This is a genomic window from Dactylosporangium sp. NPDC000555 (assembly GCF_040300025.1).
Classification (GTDB): domain Bacteria; phylum Actinomycetota; class Actinomycetes; order Mycobacteriales; family Micromonosporaceae; genus Dactylosporangium.
In genome coordinates, this window is record NZ_JBEPDB010000004.1 from 1 (window position 1) to 15154 (window position 15154).

Sequence of the window (15154 nt, forward strand, 5' to 3'; positions counted from 1 at the left end):
AGCAGCACCTGCATCACTGCCAGGCACAGCAGTTCAGCGTGCGTGAGCAGGGGGCGGCGGCCCCGGCCGCGGGGCCGCTCGATCAGGTCGTCGATCTCCACGTACAGTGCGGTCACGAGGGTGTCCAGATCAGCGTCCAACGACGGGCTCCAAGAGTTCGGCGGCTGGGTCAGCAACGCCGATCTTGGACACCCTCCCCGCATCTACCCAGCAGCGACACACGCCCGAATCTTCAAGGCATCAATCATCTAGTGTTCATCTGGTCGACTTCTCACTCCTCGATCGGCGCAACCGCCAGTACTGCGCGTTGTCGTTACCAACACCACATTGACACTGTGGCCCGGCTCACGCGCCCAGGACGCCGTCCTCAGCGCGCCGCCGTGCCCGATCCGGCCGTGTCGCGGCGCTGCCCCCGCCCACGCGCGGCGTCACCGGCGGGCTCGCTCAGCGCGACCGGCGCCCAGGTGAACTGCAGCTCGATGGCCGGCATGGCAGGCAGCGGGGGCAGCTCGATCGGGCTGTCCCCGTCGAGCTCGACGTCCCTCGGCGCGGGCCGGTCGAGCTCGCTCTCGGTGAGCAGGACGGGCGCCTTCGGCTCGATTGTCACGGTGTCGGCTTTCGGACCCGGCGCGCCGGCCCCGGAATCGGCCTCCGCCGTCGTCGTCTCTGCCGCCGTCGTCGTCTCGGCCTCCGCCGCCTCGGCCTCCGCCGTCGTCTCGGCGTTCGTCTTGGCCTCCGCCGTCGTCTCGGCGTCCGCCTCGGCCAGGACATCGGCGAGCGTCGCCAGGACGGATTCGCTGGGTGTCGCCTGCGGATCGTCGGCCGGAGTCTCGATTCCGGACGCCTCGGCCGCGACCTCGTCTGCCTTCGCCCCCTCGGACTCGGGCTCCGGGGCCCCGTCCGGCTCGTCGCGGGTCTCCGGCGTCGGCTGGGCGGGGAGGGTCGGCCGCGCGTGCGGCTCGCGGACGCGGGCCGGTGGCCAGGCCAGGGTGAACAGCGCAAGGAGGAACAGCGCGGCGCCGAGCATCGTCAGGCCGCCGGCGGTCGGGCCGAGCCACGCCGGCGCCAGGCGCGCGGTGACCATGGCGTCGATGCCGGCGGTACCGTCGGCACGCATGATGACCAGGGCCAGGTGCCGGCCGCGCAGGGCGGACGGGGACCAGGTCAGCTCCGCGGCGCCCGCCTCGTGCTCGCTGGCCTTCTGCTCACTCTGCTGCTCGCTGTCCTGTTCGCCGCCAGGCCCGCTGTCCTGCTCGGCGCCCGGCTCGCTGCGCGTGAGCCAGAAGCGCTGGCTGCCGGGCGCGGGCAGAGGGGCCCTCGCGCCGGACGCGTCGCCGGCTGGGCTCTCGGCGGTCGGGGCGTCGACCGGTTCCGCCGCGGCCGGGGCGCCGTCGGTCGGGGCCGGCCGGGCGGGCTGGGCGACCAGTTCAACGGGCAGCGGGCCGCGGGCCAGCCGGACCTGGGTGAGGCGCGACTGGGCGAGCCCGTCGAGGTACCGCTCGACGTCCGCGTACGGGGCGAGGCCGAGGAAGAGCGGGCCGCCGGAGCCAACCGCCGACAGACTGAGCGTGGTCTGCCCACCCCGCGCGAACGGCGCGTCGGCTCGCAGCAGCGCGTCGACGTCGGGCACGACCACGGCGCTGCCGTCCGTGCGGAGCCGCTCCAGTCGTGCCGTGAACGTGTCGTCGGCGGCGCGATGCTCCATGGCCAGCAGCAGTCCGCCACCGGCGAGGGCCAGCAGTACCGCGATGAGCAGCAGCAGCGCGCCGACACCCGCCCGAACCAGACGCACGACCATGGCAGCGGCCCCTCTTCCCCCCGGCGTTACGAGGCCGACATTACCGGCAAATCGGTCACAGAATGCCCGTTATTGTCGAAAACCACCGAGCGGGATCGTTCAGGGCCTGACGGGTACCTGCACCGTGACCGTGGTCTGGTTGAGATCGTCGACGCGGGCCGTGAACTTGAACTCCCACGTGCCCGCCGAGACGAGCGAGACCTGCCCCAGCGCGTGGTCTTCGGAGATCGCGAGGGTCGGCACGATGAGGGGCTCGATGCCCTTGGCCGGCAGGGCCGCGGTCGCCTTCCACTCGACCACCGCCTGGGGTCCGGAGCCGTCGGGCTTGAAGGCGTACAGGTGAATGGAGTTCTGCCCGACCGTGGCCGGCGAGATGTCGACCTGGAGCTTGAGCAGGCTCGTCGAGACGGTGCTGTCGAACGGCCCGGCCGGGACGCCCTGCCCGCTGCGCGCCGGGGTGGTCTGCACCAGCACGGAGGTGAGCGCCAGGACGACGACGGCGATGGCGACCTCGATCAGGACCGCGGTGCGCAGTCGCTTCCGGGCGTGCTCCTTGGGTAGATCCACCTCGGCACGCCGGCCGGCCTCCTCTTCGCCCTGTTCCGCCGCTCCGTCGCCCTCCGGCTCTCCGCCGTCCTCGGTCGTTCTGCGCTTCAGCGCTTCGGCGCCGCCAAGCCCGCCGTCGTCCTCGAGCCCACGGTCGCCCTCGAGCGCTCCGCGTTCCGGCGCCTTGGCGGGTTCCAGCGCTCCGGCGCCTCCCAGCGCTTCGGCGCCACCCGGCGTCTCGGTGTCGGCTGCCGCCCTTCCGGACATTTCCGAAATGTCGCCGACGCCGGTCGCAACCGGGATCGGTGCGAAGCGGCGCTTCGTCAGGCTGCTGGAATACGCGGCCACGGACACCACGACGGTGAGCAGCGCCACCTTGGCGATCACCAACTTGCCGTACAACGTGCCCGTGAGCGCGTCGATCGTGCCGATCTCCACGAGCGCCTGCGCGGTGCCCGCCAGCACCAGCACCGTGACCGCGAACAGCGCCCATCCGGACCAGACCGGGACGATCGCGGTGAGCTCCCGCGTGTTCGCGCGGCGCAGCAGGAACCCGAACAGCATGACCAGTCCGCCCAGCCAGATCGACATGGCCGCGAGGTGGGCGACGGCGGCGACCACGGTCAGGGTCGGAACCGGCGACGCGCTCGGGTGCCCCGAGATCGGCCAGGTGGCCAGCCCGATCAGGCCGAGGATGATCATCAGTGTCTGGTCGACCTTGCCCGCGCGTCCCGCGATCACCGGGCGCAGCAGCACCGCGGTGGCGAGGACCACGCCGAGCCGCACGAGGTGCGCCGCGCCGAACGGGGTGCCGAGCATCTCGCGGGTCGCCGCGCCGGTGACGTCGAAGAGCGTCGTCCCGGCGGTGTAGGGGATCTGGAGGTACAACTCCAGGATCGTGCTCAACGCGAGCAGTCCGGCGCCCGTCTGCGCCAGCCGGCCCGGATCGCGGGCGGAGAGCCGGCGCGGCCAGAGGGCGAACAGAATCAGCGACGGGCCGACGAGCAGCACCAGACCGGCGTAGCCGAGGAAGCGCGCGACCGACATGGCGTTCTTGACCACGGCGTCGGTCTGGACCGAGGAGCCGGCGTCGCCGATGTTCGGGGTCGCGGAGACCTGGCCGTAGGAGAAGCTGAAGCCGCCGCTGATGGGGTGGCTATCGGCCGAGATGGCCCGGTAGCTGACCAGATAGGTGCCCTTGGGGCCGCTCGGCTTCAGCGGGATGACCAGCTCCGTGTCGCGCACGGCGGGCTTGCCGGTGTCGGCCCGGTTACCGTCCGGGCCGATGATCCGGATCTTGTCCGTGACGAGACGCACCGGCTCGCTGAAGGTCAGCGTGACCTCGCCGGGCAGCCGGTCGAGGACCGTGCCGGCGACGGGCGCCGTCCGCTCGAGGGTGGCATGCGCGCTGGCGGGCGCGCTGGGCAGCACCAGGATGGCCAGGGCACCGAGGAGCATCGCCAGCGGTACGGACCATCTGCGTCGGGTCATGCCGTCATGATTTCGCGACCGTCATTCCAGGGTGGTCGCGGGTCGGCCACCCAAAGTTCCCAGTAACTATAAGTAGTTATACGCTTACGCGTAGCTATGCGTCCCCTCGGGCTCGACCCTCACGCGATAGAGTCCAGTCATGACGACGACTCGCCTCGAGCCGGGCGACACCGCCCCCGAGTTCACGCTGCAGACGGACCGGGACGAGCCCCTGTCGCTCGCCGACCTTCGCGGTCGCAAGGTCGTCCTCTACGCCTACCCCGCCGCGATGACGCCGGGTTGCACCAAGCAGGCGTGCGACTTCCGTGACAACCTCGCCTCGCTGCAGGCGGCCGGCTACGAGGTCGTCGGCATCTCGCCGGACTCCCCCGCGAAGCTGGCCCAGTTCCGCGAGCGCGACGCGATCACGTTTCCGCTCGTCTCCGACCCCGACCGCTCGGTGCTGCGCGCATACGGTGCCTACGGCGAGAAGCAGAACTATGGCCGCACGGTGCTCGGCGTGATCCGCTCCACCTTCGTCATCGACGAGAAGGGGACCATCGAGCGGGCTCTTTACAACGTGCGGGCGACCGGGCACGTGGCAAAGCTTCGCAAGGATCTCGGCCTGGACTGAGCGGTGGCGCCCCTGGGCCGAATTCGGGAGCGTATGCCGAGGTCAGCACGAGATCGCGCACCAAAACACATCGGTAATCCGGTCGAAACGGTTCGTACCTAGGCTCTCGTCATGGCGGACATCTTCGATGATTACCTGATGTCCGGGGCCATGTTCGAAGCGTGGGACGAGATGTTCGAACGCCCCGGCCAGCCGCGATCGCCCTATCGTTCGCTGTTCGCCGCGCTCCAGCCACTGGCCCCGGCCGACCTCCGGTTCCGGGCCGACCAGCTGGCCCGCGTCTTCACCGACCGTGGGGTCACCTTCGCCTACGCGGGCGAGGAGCGCCCATTCCCGCTCGACCTCATCCCCCGCATCCTCGACGCCACCGAGTGGGATCTGCTGACGACCGCCGTTCAGCAGCGGGTTAAGGCCCTCGAGGCGTTCCTCGCCGACATCTACGGCGCCGGCCGCGTGTTCGTCGACGGCGTGGTGCCCCGCAAGCTCATCACCACCAGCGCGCACTTCCACCGCCAGGCACACGGGATCGCACCGCCCAACGGCGTGCGGGTCCACATCAGCGGCGTCGACCTCGTCCGCGACGAGGAGGGCCGCTTCCGGGTCCTCGAGGACAACCTGCGCATCCCGTCCGGGGTGTCGTACGTCATCGAGAACCGCCGCGCCCTGACCCACACCATGCCGGCACTGTTCGCGGAGGCGCGCGTCCGGCCGGTCGACGACTACCCGGCCCGGCTCCTCGCGGCGCTGCGGGCGGCGGCCCCGGAAAGCGTCGACGACCCGACCGTTGTGGTGCTCACCCCGGGCGTCTACAACGCGGCGTACTTCGAGCACGCGCTGCTGGCCCGCCTCATGGGCGTCGAGCTCGTCGAGGGCCGCGACCTGGTGTGCAGCGGCAACCGCGTACGCATGCGCACCACGCAGGGCGAGCGTCCGGTGCACGTGGTGTACCGACGGGTCGACGACGAGTTCATCGACCCGCTGCACTTCCGCCCCGACTCGGTCATCGGCTGCCCAGGGATCGTCAATGCGGCCCGCGCCGGGCAGGTCACGCTAGCCAACGCGGTCGGCAACGGGGTCGCCGACGACAAGCTCCTCTACACCTACGTGCCGGACCTGATCCGCTACTACCTGTCAGAGGAGCCACTGATCGACAACGTCGAGACGTACCGGCTCGACGACCGCGACCCGGACGTTCTGCACGACGTGCTGGGCCGGCTCGACCAGCTGGTGCTCAAACCGGTCGACGGCGCCGGCGGCAAGGGCATCGTCATCGGCCCGCAGGCCTCCGAGGAGACGCTGGCCGGGCTGCGGCGAGCGGTCGAGAAGGACCCGCGCGGCTGGATCGCACAGCGCCCGGTCGCGCTGTCCACGTCGCCGACGCTGCTGGGCGACCGGGTGGCGCCCCGCCACATCGACCTGCGACCGTTCGCCGTCAACGACGGCAACGAGATCTGGCTGCTGCCCGGCGGCCTGACCCGGGTCGCGCTGCCGGAGGGCGCCCTCGTCGTCAACTCCAGCCAGGGCGGCGGCTCCAAGGACACCTGGGTGCTGGCCCACCCCGGCGAGCCCGCGCCCTCCGCCCAATTCGGCTTGATGAAGCTTCGCGCTGGTCGACCCGGGCAAGGTGCCCCGAGTCCCCACGCCAGGGCCGACATGGCCGAGCTCCGGGACTCGGGCGGCAGCCCTCGTGACAGCGGCCCAGCGGCCGCACAGATGGCCGGACAACAGCAGTAGGAGTGCTGATGCTCAGTCGCATCGCGGAGTCGCTGTTCTGGATCGGCCGCTACGTCGAGCGGGCCGACGACACCGCCCGCATCCTCGACGCGTTCCTCGGCCGGCTGCTGGAGGACCCGTGGGCCGACGAGGACGCGGCGTGCCGCAGCCTCATGTCGATCCTCGGCACGCCCGCCCCGCAGGACCGACGCCTGTCCACCGGTGACGTGCTGGAGCTGCTCGCGTTCGACGCGGAGGACCCCAGCGCCATCTCCGGCGCGGTCGTGGCCGCCCGCGACAACGCCCGTGGCGTGCGCGAGACGATCTCCAGCGAGATGTGGGAGTGCCTCAACGTCACCTGGCACACGCTCGCCTCCCGCAGGGTCGCCGCCGAGCGCCTCGGGCCGACCGTGTTCCTCAGCTACGTCCGCGAGCGGGCGGCGGTGCTCGCCGGCCTCGCCGAGTCCACGATGAGCCGCGACGAGGGGTGGCGCTTCCTGGTCCTCGGGCGCAGCCTGGAGCGAGTCGACATGACCGCGCGACTGCTGTCGATCCAGTCCAACACGCCGGACGAGGTCACCGGGTGGCGCACCGTGCTGCGCTCCTGCGGCGCCGACGAGGCGTTCCTGCGTACCCATGGCGGCACGTTCGATCCGCAGCGGGTCACCGAGTTCCTGCTGCTGGACCGCCTGTTCCCGCGATCGGCGCTGCACGCCCTCGGTACGGCCGAGCAGTGCCTCGTCGACCTGGCGCCCACGATCGAGCGCGCCGGCGTGACCGACGCCGCCCGCCGGCCCGTCGGGCAGATCCGGACCCGCCTGGAGTACGCCGACACCACCACGCTGCTGTCGGAGCTGCCGAACCACCTGCGCGCGCTGCAGCAGACCTGCTCGACCGCGAGCGCGGCGATCACCGCCCGTTACTTCCCGCAGTCCACGCCCGTCACGTGGGGCACCGTCGCTTGGGGTGTGTCATGAACTGGCGTCTCAAGATCCGGCACGTCACCGGTTACAAGTACGCGGGTACCGTCTCGGCCTCCTACAACGAGGCCCGGCTCACGCCGATGACCCTGCCGTGGCAGACCACCCTGTTCAGCCAGGTCGAGGTCACTCCCGGGGCGACGACGTACCGCTACCACGACTACTGGGCCACCCAGGTCACCGCGTTCGACCTGCACCGCCCCCATCAGCAACTGCGGGTCGTCTCCAGCAGCCTGGTCGAGGTCTCCCCGCCGCCGGCGCCGCATACTTCGCTCGGCTGGGCGGACCTCGGCACCGACGCCGTGCTCGACACGCACGCGGAGTTCCTCGGCAAGAGCCGGCTGACCGACGTCGGCCCGGCCCTCGTCGAGGAGGTCTGGGCCGCGGTCAGCGGCCACAGGCCGGCCGAAGCCGCCGAGGCGGTGTCGCACTGGGTGCGCTCCGAGGTCGCGTACGTGCCCGGCTCGACCGGCGTGCAGACCAGCGCCCAGGAGGCGTGGGACCTGCGCAAGGGCGTCTGCCAGGACATCGCGCACCTGACCGTCGGGCTACTGCGTGCCAGAGGGGTGCCCGCGCGGTACGTCTCCGGATATCTCCACCCGAAGGTTGAGGCCGAGGTGGGCGAGACCGTCGCCGGCCAGAGCCACGCCTGGGTCGAGTGGTGGTGCGGCGACTGGACAGGATTCGATCCCACCAACGGCGTGCCCGTCGGCCCACGGCACGTGATCGTCGCCCGCGGCCGCGACTACGACGACGTTGCGCCGCTGCGTGGGGTGTACCACGGCGCGCCGAGCGAACACCTCGGCGTCACGGTGGAGATCACGCGGCTGGCCTGAGTATTGTGTCTCTCGGTTACAGGGGCCGTAGCCCAATGGCAGAGGCACACGGTTTAGGTCCGTGCCAGTGTGAGTTCGACTCTCACCGGCCCCACAGGATTGGACTCATCACGCCGTTGCTTGTTTCGGCACGTTACGACGCTGTCGCGGCGTGCCGGCTCGGGGTGGTTCGTCCGGTAGGACGAACCACCCCGCCGGGACGGCTACCCGATCAGCTTCCAGGGACCCTTCGGATCACCAGGCACCTGACCACACGTCCGTCCCTTCTGGTCATACGCCTTGCCTACTTGCGCACGACGAGAGCCGGGGCCTGAACAGCCCCGCCCGGCAGTGAAGCCACCGAGGCCGACACCTGGTAGGTCCCCGACTTCAGCGACCGGGGAACCGAGATGTTGCCGGAGATGGCGCCGAACGCATTCGCCACGAGCACGACGTTCGACTTGTCGAGCGAGACCGTCACCGGCTCGCCGGCGACGAAGCCGGACCCGGTCACAGCGACCACGTCACCGGCGTTGGCCTCGCTGGCCCCCAGCTGCACGGCCGGGGCGTCGCCTGCGACCGCGAAGATCCGCTGGCCGGTGGCGGCCGTCGGGAACGTGATCGAGGTGACCTTCCAACCCGCGGGAGCGACGTACGGCTTGGTCGCGAAGATGTACGCGCCCGCGTCGTTGGCCGTCTCGACGGCGAGGCGGTGCGGCGTCCACGCGACGACGCTGTTGTCGTACTGCGGCTGCAGCGTCCCGTTGCGAACGTCGCCGGTCGTCGACGGCAGGACCCAGTTCGAGAAGGCCACGGGGTAGGTGGCCTCGGCGACATTGGTGCCGTCCGTGATCTGCAGCGTCGCCTGGACGGTCGTGTTCCCGGTGTAGGCCGCGCCAACGAGCGAGAACGCCGAGGTGGGACGCTCGAGCTGGATGGTCTGGTTCGCGGCCGGCTGGTAGGCCTCGGCGTACCCGACGGGCGCGTTGGGCCACACGACGGACAGAGGCACGCCACTGGCGGTGAAGTGCTTGACCGCGCCGGGGGCGAGACCCACGGCGGCGAGCTCCTTGCGGTCGTAGGTGTTGGTGGTGGTGTTGTTTCCCATGTTGGTGCCGTTGCTACCGGACCACGTAATGCCGCTGCCGCCGTCGAACGAGCCCTTGAGGGCGTCATAGAGGGCGGTGCCCGTGACGGTCTTGCTGGCCTCGAGCGACCCTGGCTTGACGACCCGGAGAATGGCCTTCTCAGAGGTCGACGATCCGTTCGAGGTGACGGTCACGGTCGCCTCGTAGTAGCCCGAAGGCACGTGGGGAGCGACCGTGATGGACAGGGGAACGCTGACGCGGCCCTGAGCGTCGAAGTGCTGGGTAGGAACTGAAGCGACGACGATGCCCGGGTTCGAGGTGGTGACGGCGACGTGGAGCGCCTGGGCCTTCGAGCCGATGCGCTGGATGTCGACCTGGGCGGTGCCTGTTGCGCCAGGCTGCAGCTCGACGGCGCCGAACGTCGGCGAGCCGACGGTGTTGACGTTGAGCGAGACGGGCTTGGAGCTCTCCTGCCACGACGGCGGGACGTCGGAGTTACCGGTGCCCCAAGCGTTGGGCGTGGTAGCGACGGTGAAGTCGATCGTGGTGTCCTTGGAAACGGTCTTCCAGTCGAACCACGACTTGGTCGACGACGCGCCGTTGATCTTGACGTTGTTGATGTACCGCTTGCCCGACTGAGCGCCGGGGGCGTTGATGGTCAGCGTGCGACCGTTGCCGAGCTTGATGATCGACTTGTCGAAAAGCGGGGTGTTGAAGTTCACGGCCGAGGCGCCAGAGGTCTCGGGGTACATACCCAGCGCCGACCAGACGTACAGGTTGGCGAGGGCACCGAGGTCGTCGTTGCCGGGCTCGGAACCCGCCGGCTTGTAGCCGAACAGGGTCCCCGTGATCTTGTCGACCACTTCGGACGTCTTGTCGGGGCGGCCCAGGTAGTTGTAGACCCACGGCACACCGAAGTTCGGCTCGTTGTCGAGGTTCATGTAGGGCACGTTGGCACCGGCACCGCGGACCAGGCCGGTCGACAGGAACTTGTCGAGCCGCTCGGTCGCGGCCTCCTTACCGCCCATGGCGGTGATCAGGCCGGCGAGGTTGTGCGGCACCATCCACAGGTACTGCTCGGCGTTACCCTCCTCGAAGCCCTGCTGGCCGAGGTCGTAGACGTTACCGCGGTAACCGAACGAGGCCGGGTACTGCAGGCGCGGGTCGGACTCGGGGTAGCGGCCGTTGACGTCGCGCGGCTGGATGCCGTCCGCCGTCGGGTTCCACAGGTTCTGCCACCACTGGGCCCGCTCGTAGAACTGCTTGGCGGTGGCGGTGCGGCCCCTGGCCTGGGCGAGCTCGGCGACGGAGAAGTCGGCGATCGCGTATTCGAGCGTGTAGGACGCGCCCGTGACCACATGGTCCGCCTGGAAAGGCCGCAGCTGCGGGGCGTACTTGTACTCGTTGTAGTAGTCGGCCCCGGGCCGCTGCATGATGGGCCAGCGGGTGTTCGTCATGCCGTTGGTGCCACCGGCGCCGGTGTTGGTGCCGCCGGTGAACTTGCCGGCCTTACTGCCGATCGAGTTCTCGAGCATGATGTCGATCGCTCGGTCGACATTCCAGTCGCGCGCACCGAAGTGCCACGTGAACGCCAGCAGCGGTGCGACGCTGTCCCCGTTCATCTGGTTGGTCGAGGTGTTGGCAACCGCCCACCTGGGGAAGGAACCCATCTGTTCGGCCGCATTCACCAGGGACTGGGCCTGGTCGGAGGCGACGTCGGGCCAGATGGCTGCCTGGAAGGGGGTCAGGGCGCGATAGGTGTCCCAGTCGGAGATCATCGTGTACTGGCGCCGAGTCCGCCCGTTCGCCCCGGGGCTCTCCGAGACGTTGTGAACCTTCGGCGTTGACTCGAACCCGAGGTACTCGCCGTTGACGTCACTGTGGGTGGCCGGGTGGGTAATCGAATGGTAGAGCTGGGTGTAGAAGGTACGCAGGTTGTCGTCCGACTGGCCGTCAAGCGGCGCGGAGACCTGGACCTTGCTCAACTCGGTGTTCCACGCCGCACGGTTGGCCGTCCTGACATCGTCGAACGTCCGCGTGTTGGGCATCTCGGTGTTCAGGTTGAGCACGGCGTTCGCCGTCGAGGTGTAGGAGATCGCCATGCGGGCGCGGATGACCTGCGTCCCGTCCGGGAAGGTGAAGTAGCCACCGGTCTGGGTGTTCGCGTTGGTGGAGACATGCGTACGCCCGGCCTGAGCGGCCTGCCCGTTGACCCAGGTGCCGAAGCCGGCCCACGGCTGCTCGAAACGCAGCGCGTAGTAGAGGTTGTGCTGCTGGCCCTTGCGGCAGAAGTTTCCGACCAGGGCCCGAGCCGTGATCAGTCCGGTCGCCGGGTCGACCGTCATCTCCGAGTTGAAGGAGGACGTCGACCAGGCGGTCTGGTTGGTCCGCAGGAACACCTTCGGCGCCGGCGTGTCGGCCGGGAAGGTGAACTGAGCAATACCGGCACGGGTGGAGGCGCTCAGTTCGGTGGTGATCAACCGACCGGCGGCAGTCGTCCCGTTCATGGTCGAGGTGTCGCGGGCGGTCGCCTTGTAGTAGCCCGTCTCCCCGGTCTCCGGGAATTCGGTGCGGTTCAGCGAGATCTTCTGGGCCCACGGTGCCGCGGTGTTCGACGTGGCCGTGAGGTTGTCGTAGCTGGTGGGAAGGATCGGGAAGTCACCGCCCATGCCGCAGCCCTGCGAGGCGTGGGTCATGCCGAACCCGATGATGTGGTTCTGGTTGTACTTGTAACCGGCGCCGCTGGGTCCGTTGGTGCTCTGGACGTTGCCCCCGCTGGCCGTGTCCGGTGAGAACTGAACCATGCCGAAGGGCATGGCCGGGCCCGGGAACGAGTTGGTGGCGCCCTGCGTGCCGGCGAGCGTGTGGACGTACTGAGCGGGGTCGGTGACGAGGGGTTCTGCCGCCATCGCCGACGGCACCGCCACGAATCCCGAGGCGGCGACGAGCGCCACGATGCTTGGGATGGCAAGACGCGGAACGCGTCTGCCTATCGCTGGACTGACTAACTTCATCTGTTGCCGGTCTCCTGATCTGTGAAACCGAGCCGGGGTATTAGCTCGGTTCGGTGACGTCGCCCCGGTCGAGGTATGGGCCATCCGCTCGATGGGGCGTACACCTTGGCTCGGTGTCGGCGTTCCACTGACTGCTGCGCCAGGCCGGCGAGACCCGCGAGCGCCGCCGCCAGGGCGTTCACCCAGCCACGGTTGAGCCAGCGCCGCTTGGCGACCGCCCCGAACCAGTCGGGTTGTGGGCATTGCCAAGCTGCACGGACTGCAGAGGTGGACCCAGACCACCTCTACACGATCATCAATGCTTCTCGCAGAGGTCGGCGACTGGAAGGCCGCCGGCCGCGAGCCCGATCAGGACGGCGAGGTCCCGATCTTCACCATTTCGGGCCGGGAATGGATACACCCGCCGACGTGGTCCGTCGAGGCGTGGCCGGGGGTGGACCGGTGACCGCTGGCCGCCAGTGGGTCGCACGCGGCCGGTCGGACCGACCTACCCTGAGGCGCACGCGCACCATGAGGACTTCCCCCCCTTACTAATGACAGCGCTGTCATTGGTTTGGTTAGGAAGCTTGGCAGGCCGTGCCAATGCCGTCAAGGGGCCGAACGTCCCGGTAGTCGGCTACGACGTTCGCGTCGGCGTGCCGCAAGCACCCGGTGCCGCCGTACGCACGACGCCAGAGCCCGCGAACGCGCTGGCTCATCGGCCATCTCGAACGGGATGAGCCGACGCGAACCCGACCTGTGGCTTCCGTCGCCGTACGGGTTGTGGCAATCTGATCGACCAAGCGGAGTTCCTGGTATGGGTTGTCTTGGAGTGACAAAGCCCTATGCCGGAACTCGGCCTCTCCCTCCCTGATCAACACGCACCCTTGCCAGCTCGCTGCCCAGAGCGCCTGGTTGAGCGGCGTTGACACTCGCCCATGCAGTGGGCCCGTCTGAGGACAATGAGTGGTGTGACAAACCAACCTGCTGAACAGGCAGACGCGACCCGACGCCCGACGCTCACGCATGTCGCTGAGCTCGCGGGGGTCAGTCTGAAGACTGCCTCCCGGGCGCTGGGAGGCGAGCCCCACGTCAGCGCGACCAAGCGCGAGCGGGTGTTCGCCGCGGCCCAGCAGCTCGGCTACCAGCGCAACGCCGCGGCGAGCCTGCTCGCCCGCGGGCAGTTGTTCGACTCCGTCGGTCTGATCATGAGCGACCTGGCCAACCCGTTCTACCCCGCCCTGGCGAAGGGGCTCGAAGACGAGCTGCGCACCGGCGGCCTGCTGCTCACGGTGGCCAACTCCGGCGAGTCGCCCGAGGTCGAGTGGTCGCTGGCGCGTAATCTCGCCGACCGCCAGACGAAGGCGGTGATCGTCGCCTCGGCGATGGCTGACCACACGGTCTACCGGGAGCTCCAGGATCGCGGCATGCCGGTGATCTTCGTCGACCGCCCGGTGCAGCAGCTCGATGCCGACGCTGTGGTGTTCGACAATGTTGGCGGCGGACGTGCCGCCGCTCTGCACCTGCTCTCCGCGGGGCACCGGCGCATCGCCTTCATCGGTGACTACGACTGGCTGCCGACCCACCGCGACCGCCTCGCCGGAATGGCCGGCGCGCTCGAGGCGGCCGGGGTGACGGACTGGCGTCGGTGGCTGCGGACCGGCGCGCATGACGTGGCCGCCGCCCGTGCGCGCGTAGCCGAGCTCCTCGACACCCAGGACCCACCGACGGCCTTCTTCGCCGGCAACAACAGAGCGTTGCTCGGCGTCGTCGAGGAGCTCGTCCACCGCGCCCCGGACCCGCTACCCGCCGTCGTCGGCTTCGACAATGTCGAATGGGCCAGGGTGCTCGGCGTGACGGTCGTAGCCGACGACCCCGAGGAGATGGGGCGGCAGGCGGGCCGGCTGGCCCTGGCCCGGCTCGCGGACCGGGACCGGCCGATCGAGACCGTCGTACTGCCCACGACCCTCGTCTCGCACGGGTCGGGCGAGCGGCGCGCACCGATCCCGGCCTGACGATGGCCTGACACCGCTGCGCCGGATCGCGTTCGCCGCGGACCCGCTGCCGTACTTTCGACCAGCCTTCACGCACCGTAACGATCTCTCGGCCGGTCGGGCGGCCGCGCCGGCGTGTCGAACGTGATCGTGTGGCGACGCGGAGGCCGGACGACGCCGCGCTCCCTGGCACGCGCCCCTGCCTTGGGCACAGTGACAGTGATCGTTCCCGGCCGTCGATGCCGGAACCGATATCCGGCGCGAGGACCGGTGTTGCGTGCCTCGGCGCGGGTGCGTCCGCGACGCCCTTGGTCGACCCGAACACTGCCGAGCGGTCTGCCCGACAGGCAAGGCAACGACTCGGACCAGCCTGCTCCGCGCGTTGTTCCACCTGCTGCGCCTGCGGCCGCCACACAGATGGTCCGGTGGCGGGACCTGCTACTGGCAGTGATCGACGGGACTGTGCTCTCGGTCCCCGGCGCGCTCGCGGTGCGCGCCCGCTACCCGAAGCAGCGAGGTAACCACGGCGGGGCCGGCCGGCACCGTAACACCATCTTCGTGCCGTGGCTCGAGCACGGCTTTCGGCGCGCGAAGGTCTAGCGCGCGGAGAGCCGCATCCGGTTGAGCGCGGCCATGGCCTCGTCCGGCTCGTCGACGCTGACCGTGAACTGCCGCCCGCCGAAGTCGAACATCAACGCCGGCCCGGACCGCACGATGACGGCCCGCCCGCGCCCGGGCACCCACGTCCACCCCCACCGCTGCCCGATGCTTGACCGCACGTCAACCGTGCGCACGTCGTGCACCATGCGCAGCGGCACCGCGATGGACGGCATCGGCAGCAACCCGTGCCGAATCCGCACGTTGTACATGCTGATCTGCACGCTGACGTGCGCCATCGCCCCCGCCCAGACGAGCGCCGCCAGCCCGGCCAAAAAGAGCAACACCGTCAGCGCGAGCCGTTTGGGATGCTCGAACGGCTCGCCTGGCGCTCCGAGGGACCCCGCGACGAAACACACCACGGCAGCCCCCACCCCGGCGCCGGCACGCCGGTACCCGATGGCCCGCCCGGCCCAAAGCAGAAACGACACGCGCGTTGTTCTACCAGAGCCCCACCTGCTGGACG

11 protein-coding genes, 1 tRNA gene and 1 pseudogene are annotated in these 15154 nt (G+C 69.8%); 8 read left to right on the forward strand and 5 right to left on the reverse strand.

Annotation, left to right across the window (positions count from 1 at the left end):
- The 3 genes and pseudogenes from ABT297_RS43110 to ABT297_RS04560 form a co-directional block, all read right to left on the reverse strand.
- Positions 1-140: pseudogene (locus ABT297_RS43110) on the reverse strand (IS982 family transposase); the annotation flags it as partial.
- A gap of 227 nt (positions 141-367) precedes the next feature.
- A complete protein-coding gene (locus ABT297_RS04555) occupies positions 368-1798 on the reverse strand; it encodes a hypothetical protein (protein WP_350544687.1) in 1431 nt (476 codons plus the stop codon).
- Positions 1799-1897: 99 nt separating this feature from the next.
- Positions 1898-3835: a copper resistance CopC/CopD family protein gene (locus ABT297_RS04560; RefSeq protein WP_350544689.1), complete on the reverse strand. Its 1938-nt coding sequence runs from the start codon at positions 3833-3835 to the stop codon at positions 1898-1900.
- A 139-nt stretch (positions 3836-3974) separates the two neighbouring features.
- Here ABT297_RS04560 and bcp point away from each other — a divergent pair, with 139 nt between their 5' ends.
- The 5 genes from bcp (at position 3975) to ABT297_RS04585 (ending at position 8071) form a co-directional block, all read left to right on the forward strand.
- Positions 3975-4448 carry a thioredoxin-dependent thiol peroxidase gene (bcp, locus tag ABT297_RS04565; RefSeq protein ID WP_350544691.1) on the forward strand — a complete coding sequence of 158 codons (474 nt, stop codon included), beginning with the start codon at positions 3975-3977 and terminating at the stop codon, positions 4446-4448.
- 111 nt (positions 4449-4559) lie between these two features.
- Complete coding sequence (locus tag ABT297_RS04570) at positions 4560-6182, forward strand: circularly permuted type 2 ATP-grasp protein (protein WP_350544693.1); 1623 nt, start codon at positions 4560-4562, stop codon at positions 6180-6182.
- Positions 6183-6190: 8 nt separating this feature from the next.
- Positions 6191-7138, forward strand: a complete 948-nt coding sequence (locus ABT297_RS04575) for an alpha-E domain-containing protein (RefSeq protein ID WP_350544695.1) — start codon at positions 6191-6193, stop codon at positions 7136-7138.
- Entirely contained in the window at positions 7135-7977 is an 843-nt protein-coding gene (locus ABT297_RS04580) for a transglutaminase family protein (RefSeq protein WP_350544697.1), read from the forward strand. The genes ABT297_RS04575 and ABT297_RS04580 overlap by 4 nt, the downstream gene beginning before the upstream one ends.
- A 21-nt stretch (positions 7978-7998) precedes the next feature.
- A tRNA-Leu gene (locus tag ABT297_RS04585) sits at positions 7999-8071 on the forward strand.
- A gap of 189 nt (positions 8072-8260) precedes the next feature.
- Here the strand turns inward: ABT297_RS04585 and ABT297_RS04590 are convergent.
- Positions 8261-12142, reverse strand: coding sequence for a GH92 family glycosyl hydrolase (locus ABT297_RS04590; RefSeq protein ID WP_350544699.1), 3882 nt, complete (start codon positions 12140-12142; stop codon positions 8261-8263).
- 214 nt (positions 12143-12356) lie between these two features.
- Here ABT297_RS04590 and ABT297_RS04600 point away from each other — a divergent pair, with 214 nt between their 5' ends.
- From ABT297_RS04600 to ABT297_RS04610, 3 genes are all read left to right on the forward strand, one after another.
- On the forward strand, positions 12357-12503 hold the full coding sequence (locus ABT297_RS04600) for a hypothetical protein (RefSeq protein WP_350544701.1): 147 nt from the start codon (positions 12357-12359) through the stop codon (positions 12501-12503).
- 505 nt (positions 12504-13008) lie between these two features.
- Positions 13009-14052: a LacI family DNA-binding transcriptional regulator gene (locus tag ABT297_RS04605; protein ID WP_350544703.1), complete on the forward strand. Its 1044-nt coding sequence runs from the start codon at positions 13009-13011 to the stop codon at positions 14050-14052.
- A gap of 426 nt (positions 14053-14478) precedes the next feature.
- Entirely contained in the window at positions 14479-14631 is a 153-nt protein-coding gene (locus ABT297_RS04610; protein WP_350544705.1) for a hypothetical protein, read from the forward strand.
- On the opposite strand, the gene ABT297_RS04615 is transcribed toward ABT297_RS04610, so the two are convergent.
- Positions 14628-15119, reverse strand: coding sequence for a hypothetical protein (locus ABT297_RS04615; protein WP_350544707.1), 492 nt, complete (start codon positions 15117-15119; stop codon positions 14628-14630). The genes ABT297_RS04610 and ABT297_RS04615 overlap by 4 nt on opposite strands.
- Positions 15120-15154 lie beyond the last annotated feature (35 nt).

Bases quoted from the DNA above. Each gene is read 5' to 3' on its own strand.
- ABT297_RS04575 (WP_350544695.1), top strand. From the start codon at position 6,191: ATGCTCAGTCGCATCGCGGAGTCGCTGTTCTGGATCGGCCGCTACGTC.
- ABT297_RS04590 (WP_350544699.1), bottom strand. From the start codon at position 12,142: ATGGCCCATACCTCGACCGGGGCGACGTCACCGAACCGAGCTAATACC.
- ABT297_RS04555 (WP_350544687.1), bottom strand. From the start codon at position 1,798: ATGGTCGTGCGTCTGGTTCGGGCGGGTGTCGGCGCGCTGCTGCTGCTC.
- ABT297_RS04580 (WP_350544697.1), top strand. From the start codon at position 7,135: ATGAACTGGCGTCTCAAGATCCGGCACGTCACCGGTTACAAGTACGCG.
- ABT297_RS04560 (WP_350544689.1), bottom strand. From the start codon at position 3,835: ATGACCCGACGCAGATGGTCCGTACCGCTGGCGATGCTCCTCGGTGCC.
- bcp (WP_350544691.1), top strand. From the start codon at position 3,975: ATGACGACGACTCGCCTCGAGCCGGGCGACACCGCCCCCGAGTTCACG.
- ABT297_RS04570 (WP_350544693.1), top strand. From the start codon at position 4,560: ATGGCGGACATCTTCGATGATTACCTGATGTCCGGGGCCATGTTCGAA.
- ABT297_RS04600 (WP_350544701.1), top strand. From the start codon at position 12,357: ATGCTTCTCGCAGAGGTCGGCGACTGGAAGGCCGCCGGCCGCGAGCCC.